Genomic DNA, 25,266 nt, shown 5'->3' with positions numbered 1-25,266 from the left:
AAACAAATATCTTTTTATTTTCTAAACTTAAAGATAATTCAGTTAATATTAAATAAGTTATAAAAGAAAAGGATTGTAGATGAATATAATAGTATTTTTGTTAATAGGTGCAATTGCAGGTTGGTTAGCAGGCAAAATAATGAATGGCGGTGGCTTTGGACTTATAGGTAATATTGTTATTGGTATTGTTGGTGCTGTTGTTGGTGGTTTTGTATTTGCTTTTGTTGGACTAAGTGCAGGTGGATTTATAGGTTCTATTGTAATGTCTACAATAGGTGCTGTGGTATTACTATATATTGTAAAAATAGTCAAAAAAGTTTAATATAAATTCAACTCTTCGGTTAGGTAAGCATATTTTTTGGCTAAATGTAACTATTGAGGATAAATTTTATATTGATTTAATAAAAAGTATTAAATGAAATTAATTTAAAAGTAACCGCAATAATGTACTATGCTTAATAAATTTTAAAAAGTATAATTTCCCAAAACAAAGGGGAAATTATGAATATAGTATTTTTCTTATTATATTGCTGTTTAATGATAATAACACCAGGTCCTACAAATATTATGATTCTTACAACTGTACATAATTATGGAGTTAAAAGAGCTTTTGAATTTTCTATTGGTGCATCATTTGCATTTTTTGTATTATTAAGTATATCTGTTATCTTTAATTCTTTATTGATAAATTATTTGCCAAATATTATAGTTATTTTACAAGTTGTTGGAGCTATGTATATGTTGTATTTAGCATATCAAATTTTAAAGATAAATAATACTTCCAAAAAACAAAACCAATTTTCATCTTTTAAAACAGGTTTTTTTATGCAATTTGTTAATCCAAAACCAGTATTGTTTGCATTGACTGTTTTCCCAAGTTTTATTTTGCCTTATTATACCTCTTTTTGGTATTTGACACTTTTTGTGGTATTGATTACAATTATTGCTTGTCTTGCTTTTTTATCATGGATTTTATTTGGAAAAGTATTAAAATCTTTTTTGGATAAGTATAATAAGTTAGTAAATAACATAATGGCAATATTTTTAATAATATGTGCTGTTGTAATTTCAGGGATATTTAATTAAATGAGTTATTATGGATAAGTTTACTTATAAAAATAGAGTAGATATAACAGCACTAAAAGCAAAAATGGAAAAGTTCTCATACAAAAAACACTCCCATGAAGAGTATGCTTTGGGTGTAACTTTAAATGGAGTTCAAAAATATAACTTAGATGGAGTTTCCCAATCTTCATATAAAAATGGAGTAATGCTTTTCAATCCGGAACAACTACATGATGGAGAATCAGGATGTAATGATGAGTCTTTAGATTATGTGATGTTATATATTAAACCAGAACTTTTTTTAGAAGCATTAGGTAAAAAAGATATCGTCAAGTTTTCTTCTTCTATTGTATATAATGAAAAACTAAAGCAAGATATTATTAATCTATCATCTGCTATTTTATTTGAAAAAGATGAGTCTTTATGTTCTGAATTATTGTTAAATATTACAGATAATTTCTCTACTAGTGATTTTATTTTAGATTATAAAAAAGAGAATTTAATTGTCAAAAAAGCTAAAGAGATGATTTATTATGAGTTGGGTGATGTTTTAAATATAGCTGAAATATCAAAAGAGTTAAACTTAAGCAAATTTCAATTTATAAGAATGTTTAAGGCAAATACAGGAATAACTCCTTATCAATTCTTTTTAAATTGTAAATTGATTCATGCTAAAATATATTTAGAACATACAAAAGATTTATATGCAACAGTTGTAGAGTATGGTTTTAGTGACTTATCTCACTTAAATCGTCACTTCAAAAGAGTCTATGGCTTAACAGCTTATGAGTATATTCAATCTTTAGTTTGAGTAAAAGGGAAATTAATGGGAATTTTTAAAATAGTTATTTTATTAAGTTTGTTTTTTAACTTTGCCTGTGCTAATGACAAAGAAATAAAAAGTATCTTTGATAAAGTACAAGTTAATGGAACACTAGTTATCTCATCATTAGCTGGCAAAAAAGTGCATATATATAATAAAAAAAGAGCAATGACTAGATATATTCCAGCTTCAACTTTTAAGATACCAAATACACTTATTGCACTTGAAGAAAGAGTGATAAAAGATGAAAATGAAGTAATAAAATGGGATGGAGTTGTAAGGTCTTATGAACCTTGGAACAAAGACCAAACTCTGCAAAGTGCTATTTCAATTTCTTGTGTATGGTGTTATCAAAGATTTGCAAAAAAAATTGGTAATGATAAATATTTAGCTTATCTAAAAGAATTACATTATGGTAATGAAAAAACAGGTTCAGATGTGACAACTTTTTGGTTAGAAGGTGATTTGAAAATATCTGCATTTGAACAAATTGACTTTTTAAAAAGGCTTTATAATAATGATTTGCCTTTTAAACAAAAATATATAGATATAACTAAAAAAATACTAACAGTAGAAAAAACAAAAGAGTATACAATCAAGGCAAAGACTGGTTGGTCAGGAAAAATTGGCTGGTATGTTGGTTATGTGAAAAATAAAAAGGGTGTTTGGTTTTTTGCTTTAAATGCTGATATCTCAAATAAGCAATTAAAATATAGAAAAGAAATAGTATTGCAAGCTTTAAAGGCAAAAAAAATAATATAGTCTTATTTTGATATACTTTTAATAAATTAGTGGAGTTGGAGAAAATAAATGATAAGTATGGAATTTTTACTTACTTCTTTAGTTGTAGTTTTAATACCTGGAACAGGTGTTTTATATACTGTTTCCACAGGACTATTTTTTGGTAAAAGAGCTAGCTTTTTTGCTTCACTTGGATGTACTTTAGGTATTGTTCCTTCTCTTTTAGCAAGTATTTTAGGATTGGCTGTTGTTATTCATACTAGTGCTCTTGCATTTCAAATAGTAAAATATGCAGGAGTTGTTTATTTATTATATTTAGCATACTTGATGTGGAAATCAAATGATTCTTTATCTTTAAATGAAGAAATTAATGCTAAAGGAGTGTTATCAATAACCTTAAAAGGATTTTTGATTAATATATTAAATCCTAAACTTACAATCTTCTTCTTAGCTTTTTTACCACAATTTCTACCAATAAATAATGCCTCTTATACAAGTGATATGCTAAGCTTAGGTGCAATTTTTATGCTTATGACTTTTATTGTTTTTATTTTATATGGATTGCTCTCAAATAGTATTCGAAATTATTTAATTAATTCTCAAAAAATTAGTAGATTTATACAGCGAGCTTTTGCTGGAACATTTGCTTTATTAGGGATAAAATTAGCTTTTGCAAATCAACAATAATAAATATACAAAAGGAAAATTAAATGAATTCGGAAATATCATTAATCATTGATATCGTAGTAAAAAATGGGCTAAGAGATAAACAAATTGAAGCCTTTAAAGAATTGGCTCCCTTTGTATTAAAAGAAGAGGGATGTATTCAATATGAACTAAAAGAAGTACAAGGAGATAAAAATAGATTTATTATCCTTGAAAAATGGGCTTCCAAAGAGGCACTTTTAGCACATGATAAAACTGTTCATATGATAGAAGCAGATTCAAAAAGTTCACTATTTAGGGAGAAAACAACTGTTTTAAAGCTTTTTGATATTTAAAATAAATAAAAGATTTGTATAGAAAGTTTGCTGATGATTGCTTTGCTACTTAATAGTATCTTTTTTCTTTTTCCTAATTGAATATGAAAAGCTCCTTTTATCATCTTTTGTATAGGATTGTGCGACAAATTTATAAAAGTAGGAGTGAAAGATGAATGTATTAATTGTATATTGTCATCCTGAATCCAAATCATTTAATGGATCATTAAAAAATGTTGCAAAAGAGACATTTGAGGCACAAGGTGATACAGTTGAAATTTCTGATTTATATGGTGAAAATTTTGATCCTGTTGAAAAAGCTGAGCATTATAAAAATAGAATAGATTTAGATAAGTTTGATCCATTATCTGAACAAAGAAATGCATACAAAACTGATACTCTTCCTGATGATGTAAAAAAAGAAATAGAAAAAATAGAAAAATGTGACTTACTTATTCTTCAATTTCCTATGTGGTGGCACCAACAACCAGCAATGCTAAAAGGTTGGTTTGATAGGGTTTTTGTTAGTGGAGGCTTATATACTAGTAAAATGAGATATGATAAAGGCTATTTTAAAGGAAAAAAAGCAATTTGTTCAGTCACTTCAGGAGCACCAAAAGCAACCTTTACAAAAAATGGTAGAGGTGGAGGAAAAATTGAAGTTTTACTAAAATCTATGAATTTTTCACTCCATTATATGGGCTTTACAGTACTTCCACCATTTTTGTCAACTGAAATACAAAATAAAGGATTTACATACATGTCTCCTGATAAATTTGATTTACATTTACAAGAAACTATGAACAAATTGGAAGAACATCTTAAAAACTTAGATAAAGAAGAGCCCTTAAACTTTCCAGGATGGGATGATTGGGATGAATTTGGTATTGAAAAATTATAGTCTTGAGTATGTAAAAGGAAAAAGTAAATGATAATAAAAGCAGTTTTTCATATTGATGAAATAGAAAAATGGGATTTAACTTTGGCAAATGTTGAAAATCTTTTAAAAGGCATTGATATAGAAAATTCATATATAGAAATTGTCGTGAATTCTAAAGCTGTACTTGCTTGTAAAAAAGATTCTAAAATAAGTGAAAAATTAGAAAAACTAGTTTCTAATAAAGTGGATATAATTGCTTGTAACAATGCTTTGAAAAATCTCAATATTGAAAATGAGATGTTATATTCATTTGTAAAAATAGTACCAATAGGTGTAAAAGAGATAATTGTAAAACAACATGAAGGTTATGCTTATATAAAACCTTAATTAATAAATAAAGTGAACTAATGAATTTAGAAATAGAACATGCCCTTACCGTTTTTATGGCTTTTTTTGCAATTATGAACCCTATTGCAAATACTACTGTTTTTGCAGCGCTTACTGGTAGTGAAAATCAAACTACACAAAAAATGATTGCTAGAAAATCTTTAATTATAACCTTTGTGATAATAGTTTTGTTTGCAATTTTAGGTAAATCGATTTTTCATCTATTTGGGATAACTCTTCCTGCTTTGAAAATAACTGGGGTATTTTGATATTTTTAGTTGGTTATCATATGCTTCAAGGTTCAAATTCTAAGATGCATACAGCAAAAGAGAGTGAAGATACAGATGTATCTATATCTCCTTTAGCTGTACCACTATTAGCAGGTCCTGGAACTATAGCAACAGCAATGAATTATTCTGCAAGTGGTGGTTGGATTGAGATTATTATTACTGTTGCTGTATTTGCTATTTTGTGTATTATTACTTATATTTGTTTTATATTTAGTTCAAAAATTGTATCAACTGTTGGTGAACATGGGCTTAGTCTAGTTACAAGATTGATGGGTTTAATTTTAGCGGTTATTGGTGTACAGATGTTAATAATAGGTATTAATTCAACATTTAAATTTTTATCTTAGCTTGATAGAAAGATATAAATTATTTATTATATTTTTCTATCTCTTTTACTGCTTTAACAGCTGCTGGAAGTAAGGATTCACTAAGTGCTGGATGGATGTATAACATTTCTTTTAGATGTCTTATATCATTGTTTATATGCATCACAGCCAAGACTTGATGTATCATTGTAGAACTCTCAGGACCTATCATATGACATCCTAGTATCTCATAGTTTTTTGGATTTATTATAAATTTTGTTACAGGGTATTCTAGTTTTGTTGACATAGCTTTTGAACTAGCAAGCCAATCTGTAGTTGTAGCTACATATTCTATATTTTGTTTTTGGGCTTCTTGTTCTGTTATTCCAACACTTGCAATTTCAGGTTCTGTAAAAACAGCATGGGGCATATATTTGAATTTTAACGGTTCTTTACAATCTTCAAATAAAACTTTTCCTAGATGATTTATCTCATATGCTGCTGCGTGTTGTAGCATATATTCGCCAGTAGCATCACCTACAACATAAACACCTTTTGCATCAGTTTCAAAGAATTCATTTTTTTGTATAAAACCTCTTTTATCTGTTTTTATAGAGGTGTTTTCTAGTTTTAGACTAGAAGAGTTTGATTTTCTTCCTATTGCATAAAGTACAGCATCACAATTATGTTTTTTACTTGTTCCATCTTTATTTTCTAAGATCAAATCAAATTGATTATTTTTATAATCAATAGTTTTGATTGTTGTATTAAACTCAATATCAACTTTTTTGCTAAATTGTTCTTTAAATATCTTAGAGATATCTTCATCCTCTTTACTTAAAACATTTTCACTTCTTACTAAGAGTTTTGTTTTTATCCCTATAGCTGAAAAGAATCCAGCTAATTCACAAGCTATAAAACCAGCTCCAACTATTGAGATAGATTTTGGAATCTCCCCTTCTAGTGGAAAGATATCATCACTAGTCCAAGCTTTTTCATGTTCTGGTTCTTTTGGCTTTGTTCCTGTAGCTATTACTATAGTTGGGGCAGTTAATTGTTGTTTATTAACCTCTACAATATTATTGGAAATAAAAGAACCCACCCCTCTAAAAACCTCTACATTTTCGTTAAATTTATTTTTATACATTTCATCAACTTGTGAAATGAAATCGTTTGTTTGTTTAAATATCTTTTTACTATCTATTTCATTAATTGTTGAGTCTATAAAGTGTCTATTTGATTCTTTTACAGCATTTGCAACATGAGCATAACCTATTAAAAGTTTTGAAGGGGTACAACCTCTATTTGAACATGTCCCACCTAAGCTTGATTTTTCTATAATGGCTACTTTTTTACTGGCTTTCCCAGCAGTTGCAGCTAAATTACTTGCTCTTCCTGCTCCAATTATGATTAAATCGAACTTTTTCATATTTTAGCCTTTAATATTTATTATATTTATTGTATACAAGAAATATTAATGGCTTGATTAGAGTTTAATATTAATTACTTTGTTTTTTGTAATAATTCATAATTTTTGTAGTAATTTATAGTTTCCATCAAAAGTAGAGCAATTATTCCCATAATCCAGTATATGAACCATTGTGAAATCATACCAATAAATCCACCTTCAGAATAATAATCATAAACTTGAAATGCTAAAAAAAATAGAACAGTTGATTTTAAAGAGATATCACTATTTTTATTGAAATTTATTATTTCATAATCTTTTAGTTTATATTTAAAATATAAAAATGCAAAAGCAATTGGAATCAATCCAACTATATATAAATAGTCCTCTTTTAGTATTTGTATTGTTTTATTCTCACCTAATACAAATAGATAAACTGCTATGATAGCAATAAAAGTTAAAGCAAAAAGATTAATTGGTTTATTCAAAATATTTCCTTGTATTTTTGTGATTTTATCAAAAAAAACATTAAGGATATAAAACTAAATAATTTAGTAAACTATAATAATAAATATAAAAGGTTTTATAATTGAATGATAATAATAGAAGTGTTGGATTATTTGGAGCTATTGCCATTGGTGTTGGTGGAATGGTGGGTGGAGGTATCTTTGCTGTTTTAGGTGAAGCTGTATCTTTAGCTCATGGAGCTACAGTTGTTGCTTTTTTATTAGCTGGTTTCGTAGCAATACTTACCTCTTACTCATATGCAAAACTATCTGTAAAATTTCAAAGTAAAGGTGGAACGGTAAGTTTTATTGATAATGCCTTTGGTCATAATTTTTTATCAGGAAGTGTTAATTTTATACTTTGGTTAAGTTATTTAGTAACTATTTCTTTATATGCAGTTGCTTTTGCTTCTTATGCAGAAGTTTTATTTTTAGATAAATCTACATTTTTTATGAATCATTTATTCATAAGCTTAGCTATTATTTTGCCTTTAGTTATAAATTTAATAAGTGCTTCATTTGTAAGTAAATCTGAGACAATTATCGTGATTATAAAAGTAGTATTATTAATAGTTATTATTGTTTCAAGTGCTTCATTTGTGGATACTCAAAGATTCAATCCAAGTAATTGGAAAGATAGTTTTTCTATCTTAGTTGCGGGAATGGTTATCTTTGTTGCTTATGAAGGGTTTGAACTTATTGCAAATGCAGCAGAAGATATAAAAAATCCAAAATCAAACTTGCCAAGAGCCTTTTATGGCTCTGTTATTTTAGTAATTATTCTTTATGCATTAATTGCCTTTATTACTGTTGGAACTGTAGATGAGAGTGTATTGCTTAAAGCAAAAGATTATGCCTTGGCAGTTGCTGTAAAACCAGCTTTAGGACAAATAGGTTTTACAATCGTTTCTATTGCTGCACTGTTAGCAACTTTTTCAGCTATAAATGCAACAATATACGGAAATGGACGATTGGGATTTATCCTTGCTATGGAGGGTGAACTTCCAAAAGAGCTTAATGAAGAAAAAAATAGTATTCCTAGTGTAAGTATTTTAGTAACTGCCTTTTTTAGTTTAATTTTGGCAAATAGTATTGACTTATCGCAAATTGCAATAATAGGAAGTGCTAGTTTTTTACTTATATTTTTTATTATAAATGTTGCCGCGTTTAAATTATATAAGAAAATAAATGCTAATAGAATCATTCTTTCTATCTCTTGTCTTATTAGTTTTGTGGCATTAGCAACTCTGCTTATACATACTTTTTTTACAAATAAACAATCAATAATCATATTTTTTGCTTTTATTATTGTGTCAATACTGTTTGAAGCTATTTATGGACGATTGGTTAGAAAACATATGCTTAATAGACCTTATTAATAGAATAAATAATATATAATAAAGAAATATATTTAAAGGAAAAACATGACATCTCGACCACTTTTTGAATTAACTGAACAAATCAATAATGAGCGTACTTGTGTTAACCACTTGTTATTTCCTGCGCAATGTGAAACTCTTTGGCATAGACATGAAAGAGATTATGTAATTGTTCCAATGCAAGATTGTGAACTTCTTATGGATAATGGGGAAGGATTCAAAAGTATTACTTTAAAGTCAGGAGAATGTTATTACAAAGATGCAGGTGTTGAACATAATGTAGTTAATCCAAGCAATAAAGATATTACACTAATTGAAGTAGAATTTAAATAACTAATATCAAAATTAACCTATGTTAATGACAAAGCTTTTTTTTCTTTGTATACTTCAAAATATTATCTGATTGTAATAAATGAAATAGTATTCTATATTCAATATTATCACAAGGAAAAAAATTGAATAGAGTATTTATAACAGATAAGATAACTGATCCTTATATAGAAAAAGAGGTTTTAGGCGATGAGTTATCAACTGAATTACATGAAGATATAGAAGTTCTTTTAGTTTGGCACAAAAAAATAACAAATGAGTATATTGATAAGTTGCCAAATCTAAAAGCATTAATTAGGTTTGGGGTCGGTTATGATGTCTTTTTAGATTTAGAGTATATCAAACAAAAGGGAATTTATGCTGCTAATACTCCTGATTATGGAACGGAAGAGGTTAGTGATACAGCAATTGCGATGATTATGAATATTGCTAGAGGTATCACAAGATATGATTATCGATGTAGAGATCACAGAGATGGTACTTGGCAAATCAATACTTTAGATAATATCAAAAGAACTAGTGATTATAAGCTTGGAGTAATTGGTGCTGGAAGAATAGGTGGAAGTGTTATTTTAAAAGCAAATGCTTTGAGATTTCAAACATATTTTTACGATCCTTATTTATCAAGTGGAACGGAGAAAATGTTAGGTGCAAAAAGAGTTGAGTCTTTAGATGAGTTACTAGAAACTTGTGACATCATTTCTATAAATTGTCCATTAACATCTGAAACAAGTGCCTTAGTTGATGAAAAATTCATATCAAAAATGAAAAAGGGTGCTTCTATAGTAAATACAGCTCGTGGAGGTATTGTAAAAGATTTAGATGTATTTTATGAGCCTTTAAAATCTGGACATTTAAACTGCGTAAATCTTGATGTTATTCCAAATGAACCTCCTCAAAATGGTTTGATGTTAGATGCTTGGAGAGCAAAGGAAAATTGGCTTGATGGTAGATTTCTTATAAATCCACATTCTGCTTTTTATAGTGATAAAGCATATTTTGATATGAGGCAAAAAGCTGCATTAAATGCTAAAAGAGTATTAGATGGAAAAAAACCGATAAATATTGTTAATGGATTAAAATAGCAATTTTTTACTATACATAATTTAATTCATTTTCTATAATTCTCATTTTAAGGAGAGAGAGTGAATTTTATAAGTGTTTCATTAGCATTAATTGTTGTTTTTATTTGGGGAATTAATTTCTCAGTTATAAAGTTTGGATTAGAAGAGTTGCCTCCTATACTTTTTTCATCTTTAAGATTTTTTATAGTGGCTATTCCTGCTGTATTTTTTATACCTTTTCCTAAAACATCTGTTTGGAATGTTTTGGGAGTAGGGGTATTTTTAGGTGTTTTGAAATTTTCATTTTTATTTATTGCTATGAAATCAGATGCAAGTGCAGGAATTTCTTCTTTACTTTTACAAGCACAAGTTATATTTACAATAATTTTCAGTGTGATTATTTTTAAAGAAAAAGTTTCAATAGCACAATTAATAGGTATGTTGATTGCTTTTACTGGTTTTGGGTTTTTCTTTTTTCATGTAAATTCAAATATTACATTATTGGGACTTGTTTTGATACTAAGTGCTGCTATTTTTTGGTCAGTATCAAATGTAATTATGAAACAAATAAAAGATGTAAATCTTTTACATTTTATGGTTTGGGTAAGTTTAATTCCACCACTTCCTTTGTTTATACTCTCTTGTTTTTATGAGTCACACGAACCTTTAACTTTATTATTAAACTCTAGTGTTAAAACTTGGGCTTCTGTAGCTTACACTGGGTATATCTCAACTTTGGTTGCTTTTGCTATTTGGGGATGGTTACTTAAAAATTATAACTCTGCTGTTGTTACTCCTTTTGCTTTAGTCATACCTGTTGTGGGAATCGTTAGTTCAAATATTTTACTTAATGAGCAATTGAGTTATATTGAGACAATAGGAGGGGTTTTAATTTTATTTGGATTGTCTATTTCTGTTTTAGGGAATAAGATTTATAAATTGGTTTTAAGAAGGGATAAAAGAAGAGTTTAAAACTCTTCTTTTATATCATTTTTAATTTATCTTTTTTTGTGTTGTAATTATCAATAATAACGGCACAAGCTGCATCACCTGTGATATTTAAAGCAGTTCTTGTCATATCAAACATTCTATCTAAGGCAATAAGTAAAGGTAAACCTTCTATTGGAATACCAGCTGCAATTAATACAGCAACTACTAAGAATGACGGACCAGGAACACCAGCTTGACCAATAGCACCAATTGTCGCTGTAAAGATAATAGCTACATACCCACCAAGACCTAGGTCTATATTATAAACTTGAGCAAAGAAAATTGCAACTAACCCATAATAAATAGCATTTCCACTCATATTGATAGTTGCACCTAATGGAAGTACAAAAGAACAAGTTGATTTAGAAATTTTAAGTTCTTCTTCACATGTTTTCATATTAACAGGAAGTGTTGCCATAGACGAAGCTGTTGATAAGGCTACTATTTGAGGTTTTTTCATAGCAGAAAGGAATTTAAGTATTGACATTTTTGAGAATAACTTAATAAGTAAAGGATAAAATCCATATCCATAAACCAATAAAGCACCCATATACACAAGAAATAATTTCCCAACAAGTTTAAGCATCTCAAAACCATATGTTCCAACAGAATCAGCCATAAGTCCAAATACCCCAATTGGTGCTAAGAACATAACCATTGTTACCATCCAAATAAGTGCTTGAGTTGTAGCTTCTAAACTATTCATAATTGGAGCACTTTTTTCTTTTGGCACTTTTGAAAGAGCAATACCAAAAAATAGACAAAATACTAAGATTTGTAAGATATTTGCATCTAGAAGTGATTGGAAAATATTTGTTGGAATCATTCCTATAACTGTCTCTATTGCAGTTGGTAATTCACCTTTATCTGCATATTGGTTTGAGAACATATGATGAACACTACTTAAATCTAAACCAACACCTGGTTTAAATATTTCACCTGCAAGAAGAGCTAGGGCAACTGCAATTGCAGAAGTTGCAAGAAAAAATACAATTGTTCCCATTCCTACTCTTCCTGCACTTGGGCTATCACTTAAGTTAGCAGCACCAGAAATAATAGAAATAACTATCAATGGAATAACTAGCATTTTTATTAAATGAATAAAAATAGTACCTAAAGGAGCAAATATTGATGCCTCTTCTCCCATAATGATACCTATAACAGTACCCAAAATCATAGCAATCAAGATTTGAAATCCTATGTTTTTTAATAACGACTTCTTAGCCATATATTTCCTTTTTATATGTTTTAGTCATAAACTATAACTTTATTAAGTGTCTTAAAAGTGGCTTTTATTTTTATATTAGATAAAAATAAAAGTTTAAATTAATGATTAATGCCCTCGTCCTAGCATTTCTGTAGCTTCTGTGATGATTAAAAATCCTTCAGGATCATTCTTTTTTACTAGCTCTCTTAATTTTTGTAACTTATCAACTTTTACAACTATCAAAATCATTTTTTTATCTTCATTATCAAAAAGACCATCACCTTTTATTATAGTTCCTTGAGGTCCTAGTTCATTTCTAATTAATTCTTTAAAAAGATCTGTTTTTTGAGTAACTAAATAGACAACTTTTTTATTGAGATTACCAGTTAACATTACATCAATAACCTTTGCTGTAATGTAAATACTTATGATACTCCATAATACTTTTCCTGTATCTTCAAGAATAAAAAGTGATGAAAAGATAATCATAGAGTCGATTACTAAAATAACTTGTCCAGGTTTTAATTCTGTTTTTGATGAAATTATTTTTGCCAAGATAGTTGAACCACCAGCTGTTGATTCTCCCTTTATAATAAAAGCCAATCCAATACCTACACAAATACCACCAAAAATAGCACCTAAAGCATCGTCTATAATAAAAGGTTTTAAATGAATTATTTGAGTTAGAAAGTCAATAAATACTGAAATTAAGATGATAGTAATGATAGTTCGAACAGCAAACATTTTTCCAAGGAATTTAATACCAAGTAAGATTAAAGGCAAATTAATTAAAACAATAATCGAACCAATAGTTAAGTTCGTTATATAGTGAATTAATAAAGCAAGTCCAGCAGTTCCTCCTGTAATTAGTTCACTTGGAGCAAAAAAACCAACAACTGCTAGTGCTAAAAATACAGAACCTACTATTATAAAGGCATAATTTTTTAGTTCATGTATTGAAAAAAAAGTATTCATATTAATCCTATTTTTAAATTATTGAATTTTAGCCATTTCTATTTAATATAATGGTTATTTTAGTATAATTCATATACTAAATGTAAAGAGAGAAAATGAATAATAAAAATATACCATTTCAAACAATAGATTGGTCAAATATACCAAAAATAGAGCATAAAGGTGAGTCTGGAGTTGCCTATTGGCAAACTTTAGAATTTCAAGGTTTAAGAGTAAGAGTTGTAACATATTCTGCAAATTATGTAGCTGATCATTGGTGTGAAAAGGGTCATATTGTTTATTGTTTAGAAGGTGAAGTTATTAATGAACAAAAAGATGGAGAAAGTTCTATTTTGAAACCTGGTATGTCATATATAGTTTCAGATGAATTAAGCTCACATCGTTCAGTTACAAAAGATGGTGTAAAACTATTAATAATAGATGGTGATTTTTTAAAACTAAAAAGTTGAACAAAATAGTATTTATTTTAATATATTTTTACATATAATGTTTAAAATTAATTATTGAGATTATATGAAAAGCTATAAAATATCTTTGTGTTATTTGATTTTATTTTTGCTATTTGTTTCTATTCCTTTAAAAGCAAATGTTCAATTAAATACTTCAAAAATAAAAAATTATAAAGTTATAAAATCTTTTTATACTGACTCTCAAAATAAATTTTTACTTATAAGGTCATATAGATATAATTCTAAATCTTTCTTTTTAAGTATCAATCTTAATAGCTTAAAAACATCCATAATAACTCAAAAAGAAAAAGTAAAATTAAAAAAAGCAGATAAGTCCATTTTAAAAAATACTAATTATGATATTTTGTCAAAAAAAGCATTGGAAAATATCTTCCCTTTATCAAATGCAGGTATAAATGATAGTATAAAAAAGAAGCCCCATGAAATGTATCTTACAATTGATATGTGTCCTTCTTCTAAAAAAGGTTATGAGAAAGAATTATTTGAAAAGTTTTTGGATTTGAAAGAAGTAGATAAAAAGATTCCAATTGCTATTTCTATAACATATAGATGGGTAAAAGCACATAAAAAAGAGTTTCTATCACTTTTGAATAATAAAAAATTAGATATAACTTGGATAAATCATTCTCGAAATCATTATTATGATAAAAATCAAAAAGTACTAGAAAAAAACTTTATGCTTTATTTTAAAACTAATCTAGATATTGAAATTTTAGATGTGGAAAAAATGTTATTACTAAATAATCAAGTACCATCTATATTTTTTAGATTTCCAGGTCTAATATCAAGTGCAAAAATCAATAAAAGAGTGATAAAGGAATTTTCCTTAATTCCTCTTGGCACTAATAACTGGCTAGTAAAATCAAAAAAAGTTGCAATAGATGGAAATATAATCTTAATACATGGAAATTTAAATGAACATGAGGGGATAAAGAAGTTATTTAAAGATGTAAAAGATGTAAAATTGTTTAAATCTATATATAATCCATTCTTAATTGTGGAAGAATAGATGTTTATAGACTGTGTAAAAAATGGATGTTAAATTTTTAAAATTTCCAAAAAATTCATAAAAATGACAAAAATATAAATTATTATTGTATAATTGTAAATATTTTTTGATGACTTTATACTGACTATTGAAATTTTCATTGTATGTATAATTTTCATTGGAAATATACATATTTAAAGGAAAAAAGAAAAATGCAAATTTATGTGGGTAATATGTCTTACGGTACAACAGAAGAGGGTTTAACTACTTTATTTTCACAATATGGGGAAGTAAGTAGTGTAAAATTGATTACAGATAGAGATACTGGTAGAGCAAAAGGTTTTGGTTTTGTTGCTATGAATGATGATAGCGCAGCACTAAAAGCTATTGAAGAATTAAATGGTAAAGAGTATGATGGAAGAACTTTAAGAATTAATGAAGCTAAACCAAAAGAAGATAAACCAAGAAGAGAATTCAACAATAGATATTAATCTAAAACTTTAAAAAGGGTCTTATCCCTTTTTAAATCCTCCTTTAAACATACAAAATCTCCAAATTATTTTTATAAATAAGGTATTTCATGCAAATCACTCAATTAAAAGAATTAATATTATTGAATTTAGAAAATAGCACAAACGAATTTAAAAGAGTTTTTCATGGAAGAGGCAACTTTTATGAAGATTTTCATTATTTATGTGTTGATAAAATAGATAAGATTTTGCTTGTAAGTTTATTTCAAAATGTTGATGAAATAATAGAATCTGATTTGAAAAAAATGTTTAATGAAATATTTGAAGAGATGAGTTTCTCTTCTTTGATTATTCAAAAAAGATATTTAAAAGAAGATTCTTATGAAGTATTAAGAGGTAGTTTACCAAATAATGCATATGCAATAGAGAATACTCTTAAATATAATATTAATTTTTCAAATCAAAACATAGGTTTATTCCCTGATATGAAAATAGGGCGAAAATTTATTAAATCAATATCAAAAGATAAAAATATTTTAAATCTTTTCTCATATACTTGTGCTTTTTCAGTAGTCTCAATTAGTGCAGGGGCAAAACAAGTTGTAAATGTAGATATGTCAAAGGGTGCACTAAGTACTGGAAGAGAAAATCATAGAATAAATAATTTGGATACTAAAAATGTGAAGTTTTTACCATATAATATATTAAAATCTTGGAGTCGAATAAAAAAGTTTGCTCCATATGATATTATCATTATTGATCCTCCATCTTTTCAAAAGGGAAGTTTTGCAGCGAGTAAAGATTATGAAAAAATTATTCGAAGATTAAAAGAATTAGCAAGTGAAGATTGTATAGTATTATCTTGTTTAAATGCCCCAGAGCTTGATACAAATTTTATAAAAGATATATTTAAAAAATATGCTAATGAATTTGAATTTATAAATAGATTGGATAACTTAGATACTTTTCCAAGTAATAATGAAGAAAAAAGCTTAAAAAATATGGTTTTTAAAAGGAAATCTATTGATTAATTCTAAGTTATGTCCCTTCTGTGGCAAAGAAAACTTGTGTGAATCAAATATTCCAAATAATAAGTGTTGGTGCAATAATATAAAAATACCTATAGAATTAAGAGACTTAATACCTCAAGAAAAAAGAATGAAAGCTTGTATTTGCAAAAAATGCATTTTAGCTTTTGAAGAAAATAAAAAGAAATTTATTAAAGTACACTATAAAATATAGATAAGTTCAAATAATATTTGATAGAATCCTATATACTTTAATAGTGGGGAATAAAATGATTGAAAAAAACCGTTGGCTTATGGCATTATCTGCTGTTGGTGTTCATTTATGTATTGGTTCTGTATATGCATGGAGTGTATATGTAAAACCAATTCAAGAACAAATGTCTTGGAATCTAACTGATGTAACAATTGCCTTTAGTATTGCGATATTTTTTTTAGGATTATCTGCTGCTGTGATGGGTAAATTTGTTGAGAGAAATGGTCCTAAAGTTTCTGCATTAATTGCTGCTTCTTTATTTGGATTAGGAACAATGGGTTCTGGTCTTGCAATAATGATGGAATCAAAACTGCTTTTATACTTTTTTTATGGAGTTTTAGGTGGTTGTGGTTTAGGAATAGGTTATATTTCTCCTGTTTCTACTTTGGTTAAGTGGTTTCCTGATAAAAGAGGTATGGCAACAGGACTTGCTATTATGGGATTTGGTTTTGCTTCAGCTATTTGGGGACCAACTATTAAAATACTTATAGGTAAAGTTGGGATTTCCAGCACCTTTTTTATACTAGGTTTTGCTTATTTTGTGATTATGTCTTTATCTGCTTTATATTTACAAGCTCCACAAAAAGATTATATGCCTGAATATTTTAAGAAGAAGCTAAAAGAAGGTAAGAAAAAACTAAAAGAAGATTTACAAAGTCTTGGATTAAATGAAGCTATGAAAACACCAAGGTTTTATGGTCTTTGGTTAATGTTATTTATAAATGTGACTTGTGGAATTGCTATTATTGGTGTTGCTTCTCCTTTGTTACAAGAAGTGATAGGTTTATCTGCTTTATCTGCTGCAGCAGCTGTTGGTCTTATGGGAATATTTAATGGAGCAGGAAGAATTGCCTGGGCTTCATTATCTGATTATTTAACAAGACCTGTAGTTTATATAATCTTTTTCTTTACACAATCTATTGCATTTTATATGTTACCTTCTATTACTGAAGTTATTATATTCCAATTTGTGTTATATTTTATAATGTCTTGTTATGGAGGAGGATTTGCTTCTATTCCTGCTTATATCGGAGATATATTTGGAACAAAAGAATTAGGTGCTATTCATGGTTATATTTTAACTGCATGGGCAGCTGCAGGACTTGTGGGTCCATTGATTATTTCAATTGTAAAAGATATGACTGGAAGTTATTCTCAAACACTTTATGTATTTGCAGGATTTTTTATTGTGGCATTAATTATTTCATTGGCAATGCTTGTAAATATAAATAAAATAAGAAAGAGTAAAAATTAATAAAATAATATTTTTAATATTTTAATTTATAAAATAGAACTCTTTAGTTATAATGAAATTAAATAAAATAACAAGAAGAGTAGTGAGTCAATTTTCAATATCTGATGATTTAAAAAATCTAAACTTAACAAATATAAAAGATAACCTTTTTAGCTATAAATATGATATAAAAAGGTTATCTGCTTATTTTCAAAATCCTACAGAAGAACTAGAACATTTTTATAGTAGTTTTAAAGGTGAAGTTTATGAAAATATAATTTATGAACTACTTTTAGAATATGCAAAAACTGCCCCTGAAATAAAAAAATTTATTTTAAAAGGTCCTCACCAAAAAAGAGATTTGATTCAAAATAAAAGTGGGCTATTAATTGACAATAGTAATCAAATTGTTTACAAGGCTTCATATAAAGATATAAGTGAGTTTGATGCACTTTTTTTTACAAATAATGAGATATATTTCGTGGAAATGAGTACTTCAAAAAAAACGGCAAGTTTAAATAAGAGATTATTTAAAAAGCAAGCATTATTAAAAGTGTTATTTCCTTATTTGGAAGTAAAGGCTTTGATTGTCCTAACAAAAGGCTCTGTTGGTCTTAATAACTTCCCTTCATATTGTACTGTTTGGGTTACAAATGATTTTGAGGATGAAGATTTTTTAAAAGAGCTTATTGAGAGAAAAAGACAGAAAAAGATTACTTTTCCTAGTGAAAAAAAAGATTCAAAATTCACAGAAGCAAATACAATTTCTCATTCAAATTTTAAATATTTTCAAACATTAAAATGGATACTTTATAAAGCTAGATCTCATAAGAATTTCAGTGTAGATTTAGGGTTTTTTAATAGCAAAGATTTAAATTTATATTTTGATATATATACAAAACTTTATATTGGTTATCTAAAAATAGAAGATTTTAGACAAATTGTAAAAGATTATGACTATGAAGTGCGAGATGATAAAGTAATAGTAAGTATTGAAAAAATAAATCAAAAAACTTATGGAATAGTTTATTATCCCAAAAATAAAAATGGCCAATTAAAACGAGTAAAAATTGATGAAACAACTATTAAAATAAAAGATAAAGAAGCAGAAGGTTTTACTAATGCTGAAATAAAGTTTATGCTGAATGTCTTAGATGAAAAATTTGTTTTGACTTTAAATGACATAAATCACATAAATAAAAACATTTCAATAATAAAAACTTTTTAATTACTACTTATATCTTATACTTTTTTCAAGAGACTTAGTAACTTGAAATTTTACCATTTGTTTAAATGGAACTAAAAAATTATTTAAAGAATTTTTATCTATATTCTCTATATTATGTTTATTTAATAGTTTTAAAAGAACTAAAGTAGACTCAATTGTAGATAAACAATAATCAGATGGTTGTTTCTTAAATTCATAGGCAGAACTATTTTCATAATTAAAACTTATTTTAGGCAATAAATTTAAATTTGTACTTGATTTTAATATCTTTTTAGAACAAGCCCAAGTAGAATCAATTAGAAATATTACTTTTTGTTTTTTCTCTTCTATTTTGCTTTTACTCAAGTTTATGGAATCAATTCCTGGATAAAGAATATAACACGAGTTATTAGTATCATTAATTATTGAATTCAACTCTTTATTTAAAGAAAAATCAATACCAACAAAAATTTTGCTGTTTGTAAGTGATTTGTGAGTTATTTTACCTGTATTATTTTTTGTTTTTCTAAACTCTTTTGGATGCATCAAAAATACAAACTTGGTATTTGTATTAAATGGTTTAATTAAACCACAAAGGCAACTCATTTTTGCTCTATTACAATCATAACAATATTCTCTAGTATTTATCATTTCGTATTATATTGTAACTTTATTATAAAGAAATTAATAGTAACAAAGGTATTTTATGCTAATCGATAGTATTATTAAGCTATTATTAAGAATTGTATAGATAAGATTGGTATATTTATTGTAGGGGAGGTGTGTAATGAATAGTATTAACAATGTTCAAATGAATGCATTTATGGCTCATAGTTCAAATATGAATCAAAATGTAGAAATTAATGCAAATACTAATACAGATAAAAACATACCAAAAGTTGAAAATAGTTCTGAAAATGACATAAATAATCAAGCAGTAAATGTATCGATTTCGATGCAAAGTATGCTTGTTTATGTACAAGTTAGAAGTTTAGAGTTTGTTCAAACAAATACAGAAGCTCAAGACATGTTACATAATATATTTAATAACAAAGAGGTTTTCCATTTTTTAGATGGTAGCGATAGTTCTAATGGTCTAAATCTTAAAGATTTAGGTTATGAAGGAAAACCAATCACTCAATTAACTGCTCAAGAAGCTAAAGATTTAGTTTCAGATGAAGGTTTCTTTGGTGTATCAAAAACTTCAGAAAGAGTTTCAAATTTTGCGTTTAGTATTAGTAATAATGATGTTGAGCTTTTAAAAAAATCACGAGAAGGTCTTGTACAAGGTTTTGAAGAAGCTGAAAAACTTTGGGGAGGAAAACTTCCTGAAATATCTTATCAAACTCAAGATAAAACTTTAGAACTTGTAGATAAAAGAATAGCAGAACTATTAAATAAAGATAAAAATTCTAGTGAAGATGAAACTAGCCAATTGGGAGATAGCCCTGCTGAAGCTCTAAAAGAAGAGAAATCAGCTAAAGAGAAAACAAAAGAGAGCTAAGCTAAATTAGCTCTTCTTTTTTCTCTCTCTTTTCTTTTGTTTTTCATTTTTGTTAAAGCAAGTTTTCTCATATCAGCAATTGTGTCTGATTCATCCATTATTTCTAATCCAAGCAATGTCTCAATACAATCTTCAAGGGTAACTATACCTTCTGTTTGATCATAATTATCAAGTACAACAAACATATGTTCTCTTTTTTTGATAAAAGTATTTAATACTTTTGAGACTGGAATATTTTCATTTAAAGCAAAAACAGGTCCCATAATAGAATCTATTGTCACTTCGCTATCTCTAATTGCTTGTTTAAATATTTTTTTAGTTAGAACAATTCCTACCACATTGTCAATTGTTCCATCATATATTGGAACCCTTGAGAATTTGTATGTTCTTTTATCTTCTAAAATATCTTTTATTTTTGTATTTTTTTCAATTGCATACATTACAGATCTAGGTGTTAAAATTTCTTTTACTTTTATACTATGTAGTGTTAAAGTATTTTCAATAATATCAGATTCTAAATCTCCAATAATACCTTCTTCTTCGCTTAAAAGAGTTGAGTGAATTAATTCTTCCCTTGAAATGGAATCACTTGAAAAATCACCATTAGCAATTTTCTTTGTTACAAATTGAGTTACTATAATTATTGGATAAGTTATAAAAATACAGAATCTAATAACAATTGCTGCAAGAGGTGCTAATTGTTTCCAGTAAACTGCTCCAATTGTTTTTGGAATAATTTCTGCAACAAAAAGTATTAAGAATGTCAAAATAATAGAAATAATAATGACAAAAGATGATTCACCACCAAATATCGCATTTGCCTGTACACCAATAGCTGTTGCCCCAAGTGTATTTGCAATAGTATTTAAGATTAGAATTGATGCAATTGATTTATCTATATCTTGTTTTAGACTTTTTAGAAGTTTACCAGATTTTGGTTTTTCTTTTTCTATAACAGAAATATAAGAAACATTTAACGAAAGAATAATTGACTCTAAGACAGAGCACAAAAATGAAACACCGATAACTAAAACAAATAGTAATATTAGAAGTTCCATATTATCCTACTGTTTTGTAATTTTAAGTTATTCCTCTGGGAATTATCTTCCAAGATACCGCTCCTTTTTAATATAATTAACATCATATAATAGCAAAAAATTTTGAAAAATGCTATAAATTTGACAAAAATATTAAAAAAGATGTATAATTAATGTTAGAGAATAACTAGATTTTATAAAGGAGGTTATTATGGAATTTGGACCAATACCAGCACTGAATGAATTTCAGATGGATAGTGTTAAAAAATATGAAATAGTAAATGAAATAAATCCTACTAAAAAAGTTGATAATGACCAACAACCTAAAGAAGTTCAAAGTGTTCAAGATAAAATAGCAGAAGAAGTTAAAACAAATAAAGTTAAAAAAGGAGACTTCTCTACATATAATGAAGTAACTTTGACCAACTTAAGTTTTGGCTATAATGAAGAATCAAAAGATTTTTTTGTAAAAGTACAAAGAGGTGATTTTGAAGCTCAATATCCTACAGATGAGATGATGAGATTAAAAGCATTTATGATAAGCTCAAATGAAAATGAAGCTAGTTAACTATAGAATTGTTTTTCAATTCTAATAAGTTACTTGCTTCATGATATTTTTTATTGTTATCTAATTCTTCTAACAAATAATTATATTTTTTAAATACTTCCCAAACTCTTTTATAAGCATCAACTCTTTTTTTTCTATATAAAGCCAAGGCAGTAGCTCCATTAATAAGACCTTGAACTGCTTTTGCTTTAGATTTTTCTTCTATTCGTTTGTAATATCTCCACTCTTCTTCTAATAATTCATGGGCTTCCACAAATTTCTCTTCTTTAACTGCTTTTATAAATCCATCTATACTCAAGAATTAAGTTCTTTATCTAAATAATACCCTGTATATGAACCTGTTTTTTTATGGTTTGTTGCTATTTGTTCTGGTGTACCCATATCAACTATTTGCCCACCTTTGCTTCCACCTTCAGGTCCCATATCAATAACCCAATCAGAATTTTTTATAATGTCAAGATTGTGTTCGATTACAAGCACTGAATTTCCTAAATCAACAAGGTGATGTAATACTTTTGTAAGTCTATCAACATCTGCAAAATGTAATCCAGTTGTTGGTTCATCTAGTACATAAAGAGTATTTCCCGTATCTTTTTTACTTAGCTCTTTACTTAATTTTATTCTTTGTGCTTCTCCACCTGAAAGTGTCACAGCATTTTGCCCTAAAGTAATGTATCCTAAACCAACATTTTGTAAAGTTTCTAATTTAGCAAATATTTTTGGAACTTTTTTGAAAAATTCAATTGCTTCATCAACACTCATATTAAGTACATCTGATATTGATTTTCCTTTATAAAGTATTTCTAAAGTTTGTGCATTGTATCTTTTACCATGACATTCATCACATTTAACCATAATATCGGGTAGGAAGTGCATCTCTATTTTTATTTCACCTTCACCTTGACATTTCTCACATCTTCCACCTTTTACATTAAATGAGAATCTTCCTATTTGATAACCTCTAAGTTGTGCCTCTTTTGTTTTTGAGAAAAGAACTCTAATTTCATCCATTAATCCTGTATAAGTTGCTGGATTACTTCTTGGTGTTCTTCCAATTGGTGATTGGTCAAGATAGATAACTTTATCAAGATCTTCAAGTCCTTCAATAGAAACACCATCCACTTTATTTACTTTTCTTGCATGATTTAAAAGCTCTTTTGCAACTGGAAGTAGGGTTTGTAAAATAAGTGATGATTTACCACTTCCACTTACTCCTGTGATTGCACATAGATTTTTAAGTGGAATTTGAACATCAAGGTTTTTGATATTATTTATTGTTACATTTTGTATTTCAATAAATTTTTCTTGAGGTCTATTATGCACATAATCTATTTTTTTCTTTCCAGTTACATATTGAGCAGTTAAAGTTTTTGCTTTCATCATCTGTTTTAATGTTCCTGCAAATACAATCTCTCCTCCATATTTACCAGCATTTGGTCCAATATCTACAATATAATCAGCAGCTTCTATTGTCTCTTTATCATGTTCAACTACTATTACTGTATTACCTTTTTCTTGTAAAGCTCTAAGTGTTTTTATAAGTTTATTTGTATCTCTTTCATGTAATCCAATAGATGGTTCATCTAATACATACATTACCCCTGTAAGTCCTGAACCAATTTGAGAAGCTACTCTTATTCTTTGTGCTTCTCCTCCACTAATTGTTCTTGCATCTCTTCCTAAAGTTATATATCCTAACCCAACATCATTTAGAAAAAAGATTCTCTCTTTTATCTCTTTTAAAATTGGAGCTGAAATCATTTTTGATTGGTCAGAAAAATATTTGAAGTTTTCTTCATCATGGAAAAATTTAAATGCATCATCAATAGGTAAAGTAATAATTTCTGAAATAGTTTTATTAGCAACTTTTACTGCTTGAGATGAAGGTTTTAATCTATTTCCTCCACAATCACTACAAGCTTTTTCAGTCATATACTCGCCTAAATCTTTTTCATCTTTTATCATGTCATAGGCAATTTTAACAATACCTTCCCATTTTCTTGTAAGTTGGTGTCTTTTCCATGTAAATACAGCATCTTCAACTCCACCATGAAGTATAGATTTTTTTTGATGCTCTTCTAATGTATCAAAAGGAACTGAAGTATCAATACCAGCTGCCTCACAATGAGCTTTTAACATCTTAAAGTAATAACCTTTGTTAAAACCATAAATTACTCTAATTGCTCCATCATCAATGCTTAGACTCTCATTAATTACTTTTTTCATATCAAGGGCATATCTAATTCCTAAACCATCACAAGATGGGCAAGCACCTTTTGGTGAGTTAAAAGAGAAAGTTAATGGTTCAAGAGGTTCAAAAGAGATCTTACAATCAAAACAAGCCATGTGTTCAGAGTAATGAATATGTTTTTCAGTACCTACTTCTTCATGGTTCATAATCTCAACTTCTAGTTCTCCAAAACTCTCTTTTAGCCCTTTTTCAACATCTTGTGCAATTCTATCTTTGTTTTCAGCTTTTACAACAACTCTATCAATTACTACTTTGATAGTGTGCATTTTATTTTTTTCTAGTTCAACTTCTTCATCAAGTCTAACCATTACTCCATCAATTATAGCTCTTACATATCCCTTAGTTCGTAGACTCTCAAGCATATCTGCAAAGGAACCTTTTTTTCTATTTACTAAAGGTGCAAGAATTACTATTTTTGACTCTTCTGGTAATTGTAATACTTGCTCAATTACATCTGAAGCACTCATCTTTGAAATAGGTTTCCCACATTTATGGCAGTGTTGGGTTCCAACTCTTGCATATAAAAGTCTAAAATAATCATAAACTTCTGTAATAGTCCCAACTGTTGATCTTGGATTTTTTGATGTTGTTTTTTGGTCAATTGCAATAGCCGGAGTTAATCCTTCTATTCTTTCAACATCAGGTTTTCCAACTTTATCTAAAAATTGTCTAGCATATGCAGATAATGATTCTATATATCTTCTTTGACCTTCAGCATAAAGTGTATCAAAAGCTAGAGTTGATTTACCAGAACCACTAAGACCTGTAAAAACTATTAGTTTATTTTTTGGTATTTCTAAATTTACATTTTTTAAATTATTTTCTTTTGCATTAAATATTTTTATTGAATCTGTCATAATTGTTTATCCATTTTATTATAAATTATTTGAGTTATATTTTAGTCATTCTACCAAAAGAAACTGATA

The 25,266-nt window shown here is 27.6% G+C and carries 29 protein-coding genes and 1 pseudogene; 22 read left to right on the top strand and 8 right to left on the bottom strand.

The window, feature by feature from the left end; all coding sequences use genetic code 11:
- Positions 1-79: 79 nt before the first annotated feature.
- The 9 genes and pseudogenes from CRU95_RS10675 to CRU95_RS10635 all read left to right on the top strand — a co-directional run bounded on the left by CRU95_RS10675 (position 80) and on the right by CRU95_RS10635 (position 5,513).
- Positions 80-322 carry a GlsB/YeaQ/YmgE family stress response membrane protein gene (locus tag CRU95_RS10675; protein WP_129101121.1) on the top strand — a complete coding sequence of 81 codons (243 nt, stop codon included), beginning with the start codon at positions 80-82 and terminating at the stop codon, positions 320-322.
- A gap of 179 nt (positions 323-501) precedes the next feature.
- Positions 502-1,086 carry a LysE family translocator gene (locus CRU95_RS10670; protein ID WP_129101120.1) on the top strand — a complete coding sequence of 195 codons (585 nt, stop codon included), beginning with the start codon at positions 502-504 and terminating at the stop codon, positions 1,084-1,086.
- 10 nt (positions 1,087-1,096) lie between these two features.
- Positions 1,097-1,876 carry an AraC family transcriptional regulator gene (locus tag CRU95_RS10665; protein ID WP_129101119.1) on the top strand — a complete coding sequence of 260 codons (780 nt, stop codon included), beginning with the start codon at positions 1,097-1,099 and terminating at the stop codon, positions 1,874-1,876.
- Between the two features lie 15 nt (positions 1,877-1,891).
- A complete protein-coding gene (gene blaOXA / locus CRU95_RS10660; RefSeq protein ID WP_129101118.1) occupies positions 1,892-2,650 on the top strand; it encodes a class D beta-lactamase in 759 nt (252 codons plus the stop codon).
- A gap of 57 nt (positions 2,651-2,707) precedes the next feature.
- Positions 2,708-3,316 (top strand): LysE family translocator, encoded by a 609-nt coding sequence (locus tag CRU95_RS10655; RefSeq protein WP_258238683.1) that lies wholly within the window; start codon positions 2,708-2,710, stop codon positions 3,314-3,316.
- A gap of 23 nt (positions 3,317-3,339) precedes the next feature.
- Entirely contained in the window at positions 3,340-3,630 is a 291-nt protein-coding gene (locus tag CRU95_RS10650) for a putative quinol monooxygenase (protein ID WP_129101116.1), read from the top strand.
- Between the two features lie 151 nt (positions 3,631-3,781).
- Positions 3,782-4,510, top strand: coding sequence for an NAD(P)H-dependent oxidoreductase (locus tag CRU95_RS10645; protein ID WP_129101115.1), 729 nt, complete (start codon positions 3,782-3,784; stop codon positions 4,508-4,510).
- Positions 4,511-4,537: 27 nt separating this feature from the next.
- Positions 4,538-4,876, top strand: coding sequence for a DsrE family protein (locus CRU95_RS10640; RefSeq protein WP_129101114.1), 339 nt, complete (start codon positions 4,538-4,540; stop codon positions 4,874-4,876).
- A gap of 20 nt (positions 4,877-4,896) precedes the next feature.
- Positions 4,897-5,513, top strand: a pseudogene (locus CRU95_RS10635) (MarC family protein).
- A gap of 19 nt (positions 5,514-5,532) precedes the next feature.
- On the opposite strand, the gene CRU95_RS10630 reads toward CRU95_RS10635, so the two are convergent.
- Positions 5,533-6,900, bottom strand: a complete 1,368-nt coding sequence (locus CRU95_RS10630) for an NAD(P)/FAD-dependent oxidoreductase (protein ID WP_129101113.1) — start codon at positions 6,898-6,900, stop codon at positions 5,533-5,535.
- Positions 6,901-6,974: 74 nt separating this feature from the next.
- Positions 6,975-7,367: a hypothetical protein gene (locus CRU95_RS10625; RefSeq protein ID WP_129101112.1), complete on the bottom strand. Its 393-nt coding sequence runs from the start codon at positions 7,365-7,367 to the stop codon at positions 6,975-6,977.
- A 101-nt stretch (positions 7,368-7,468) separates the two neighbouring features.
- Here CRU95_RS10625 and CRU95_RS10620 point away from each other — a divergent pair, with 101 nt between their 5' ends.
- From CRU95_RS10620 to CRU95_RS10605, 4 genes are all read left to right on the top strand, one after another.
- Positions 7,469-8,764 (top strand): APC family permease, encoded by a 1,296-nt coding sequence (locus CRU95_RS10620; RefSeq protein ID WP_129101111.1) that lies wholly within the window; start codon positions 7,469-7,471, stop codon positions 8,762-8,764.
- A 45-nt stretch (positions 8,765-8,809) separates the two neighbouring features.
- The gene (locus CRU95_RS10615) at positions 8,810-9,097 is read left to right on the top strand and encodes a cupin domain-containing protein (RefSeq protein WP_129101110.1); all 288 of its coding nucleotides are present in this window, start codon (positions 8,810-8,812) and stop codon (positions 9,095-9,097) included.
- Between the two features lie 122 nt (positions 9,098-9,219).
- On the top strand, positions 9,220-10,179 hold the full coding sequence (locus CRU95_RS10610; RefSeq protein ID WP_164969770.1) for a C-terminal binding protein: 960 nt from the start codon (positions 9,220-9,222) through the stop codon (positions 10,177-10,179).
- A gap of 60 nt (positions 10,180-10,239) precedes the next feature.
- Positions 10,240-11,130, top strand: a complete 891-nt coding sequence (locus CRU95_RS10605) for an EamA family transporter (protein ID WP_129101108.1) — start codon at positions 10,240-10,242, stop codon at positions 11,128-11,130.
- Between the two features lie 10 nt (positions 11,131-11,140).
- Here CRU95_RS10605 and CRU95_RS10600 read toward each other — a convergent pair whose 3' ends face one another.
- Together CRU95_RS10600 and CRU95_RS10595 are read right to left on the bottom strand one after the other, a co-directional pair.
- Positions 11,141-12,376: a dicarboxylate/amino acid:cation symporter gene (locus tag CRU95_RS10600; RefSeq protein ID WP_129101107.1), complete on the bottom strand. Its 1,236-nt coding sequence runs from the start codon at positions 12,374-12,376 to the stop codon at positions 11,141-11,143.
- 105 nt (positions 12,377-12,481) lie between these two features.
- Positions 12,482-13,330: a YitT family protein gene (locus CRU95_RS10595; RefSeq protein ID WP_129101106.1), complete on the bottom strand. Its 849-nt coding sequence runs from the start codon at positions 13,328-13,330 to the stop codon at positions 12,482-12,484.
- Between the two features lie 95 nt (positions 13,331-13,425).
- Here CRU95_RS10595 and CRU95_RS10590 point away from each other — a divergent pair, with 95 nt between their 5' ends.
- From CRU95_RS10590 to CRU95_RS10560, 7 genes are all read left to right on the top strand, one after another.
- On the top strand, positions 13,426-13,779 hold the full coding sequence (locus tag CRU95_RS10590) for a DHCW motif cupin fold protein (protein ID WP_129101105.1): 354 nt from the start codon (positions 13,426-13,428) through the stop codon (positions 13,777-13,779).
- A 64-nt stretch (positions 13,780-13,843) separates the two neighbouring features.
- Positions 13,844-14,809 (top strand): hypothetical protein, encoded by a 966-nt coding sequence (locus CRU95_RS10585; RefSeq protein WP_129101104.1) that lies wholly within the window; start codon positions 13,844-13,846, stop codon positions 14,807-14,809.
- Between the two features lie 191 nt (positions 14,810-15,000).
- Positions 15,001-15,279 carry an RNA-binding protein gene (locus tag CRU95_RS10580; RefSeq protein ID WP_129101103.1) on the top strand — a complete coding sequence of 93 codons (279 nt, stop codon included), beginning with the start codon at positions 15,001-15,003 and terminating at the stop codon, positions 15,277-15,279.
- 89 nt (positions 15,280-15,368) lie between these two features.
- On the top strand, positions 15,369-16,289 hold the full coding sequence (locus CRU95_RS10575; RefSeq protein ID WP_129101102.1) for a class I SAM-dependent methyltransferase: 921 nt from the start codon (positions 15,369-15,371) through the stop codon (positions 16,287-16,289).
- On the top strand, positions 16,282-16,500 hold the full coding sequence (locus tag CRU95_RS10570) for a cysteine-rich CWC family protein (RefSeq protein WP_129101101.1): 219 nt from the start codon (positions 16,282-16,284) through the stop codon (positions 16,498-16,500). Before CRU95_RS10575 ends, CRU95_RS10570 begins: the two co-directional genes overlap by 8 nt.
- A 55-nt stretch (positions 16,501-16,555) precedes the next feature.
- Positions 16,556-17,794 carry an OFA family MFS transporter gene (locus CRU95_RS10565; protein ID WP_129101100.1) on the top strand — a complete coding sequence of 413 codons (1,239 nt, stop codon included), beginning with the start codon at positions 16,556-16,558 and terminating at the stop codon, positions 17,792-17,794.
- A 52-nt stretch (positions 17,795-17,846) separates the two neighbouring features.
- Positions 17,847-19,001 carry a hypothetical protein gene (locus tag CRU95_RS10560; RefSeq protein ID WP_129101099.1) on the top strand — a complete coding sequence of 385 codons (1,155 nt, stop codon included), beginning with the start codon at positions 17,847-17,849 and terminating at the stop codon, positions 18,999-19,001.
- A gap of 3 nt (positions 19,002-19,004) precedes the next feature.
- Here the strand turns inward: CRU95_RS10560 and CRU95_RS10555 are convergent, their stop codons facing one another.
- Positions 19,005-19,631, bottom strand: a complete 627-nt coding sequence (locus tag CRU95_RS10555) for a tRNA-uridine aminocarboxypropyltransferase (RefSeq protein ID WP_129101098.1) — start codon at positions 19,629-19,631, stop codon at positions 19,005-19,007.
- 136 nt (positions 19,632-19,767) lie between these two features.
- Here CRU95_RS10555 and CRU95_RS10550 point away from each other — a divergent pair, with 136 nt between their 5' ends.
- Positions 19,768-20,484, top strand: a complete 717-nt coding sequence (locus tag CRU95_RS10550) for a hypothetical protein (RefSeq protein ID WP_129101097.1) — start codon at positions 19,768-19,770, stop codon at positions 20,482-20,484.
- Here the strand turns inward: CRU95_RS10550 and CRU95_RS10545 are convergent.
- On the bottom strand, positions 20,481-21,542 hold the full coding sequence (locus CRU95_RS10545; RefSeq protein ID WP_129101096.1) for a CNNM domain-containing protein: 1,062 nt from the start codon (positions 21,540-21,542) through the stop codon (positions 20,481-20,483). The genes CRU95_RS10550 and CRU95_RS10545 overlap by 4 nt on opposite strands.
- Before the next feature lie 190 nt (positions 21,543-21,732).
- Between CRU95_RS10545 and CRU95_RS10540 the strand changes: the two genes are divergently transcribed.
- On the top strand, positions 21,733-22,089 hold the full coding sequence (locus CRU95_RS10540) for a flagellin (protein WP_129101095.1): 357 nt from the start codon (positions 21,733-21,735) through the stop codon (positions 22,087-22,089).
- On the opposite strand, the gene CRU95_RS10535 is transcribed toward CRU95_RS10540, so the two are convergent.
- Complete coding sequence (locus CRU95_RS10535; RefSeq protein WP_129101094.1) at positions 22,082-22,387, bottom strand: DUF309 domain-containing protein; 306 nt, start codon at positions 22,385-22,387, stop codon at positions 22,082-22,084. The two genes, CRU95_RS10540 and CRU95_RS10535, sit on opposite strands and share 8 nt — an antisense overlap.
- Positions 22,384-25,197 (bottom strand): excinuclease ABC subunit UvrA, encoded by a 2,814-nt coding sequence (gene uvrA / locus CRU95_RS10530; RefSeq protein ID WP_129101093.1) that lies wholly within the window; start codon positions 25,195-25,197, stop codon positions 22,384-22,386. The genes CRU95_RS10535 and uvrA overlap by 4 nt, the downstream gene beginning before the upstream one ends.
- Positions 25,198-25,266 lie beyond the last annotated feature (69 nt).

Source organism: Arcobacter sp. F2176, from assembly GCF_004116465.1.
In the GTDB taxonomy this organism is placed as follows: Bacteria; Campylobacterota; Campylobacteria; order Campylobacterales; family Arcobacteraceae; genus Arcobacter; species Arcobacter siniprincipis.
Note: the sequence above shows the minus strand (reverse complement) of the source record. Positions and strands in the feature narration are given on the sequence as shown.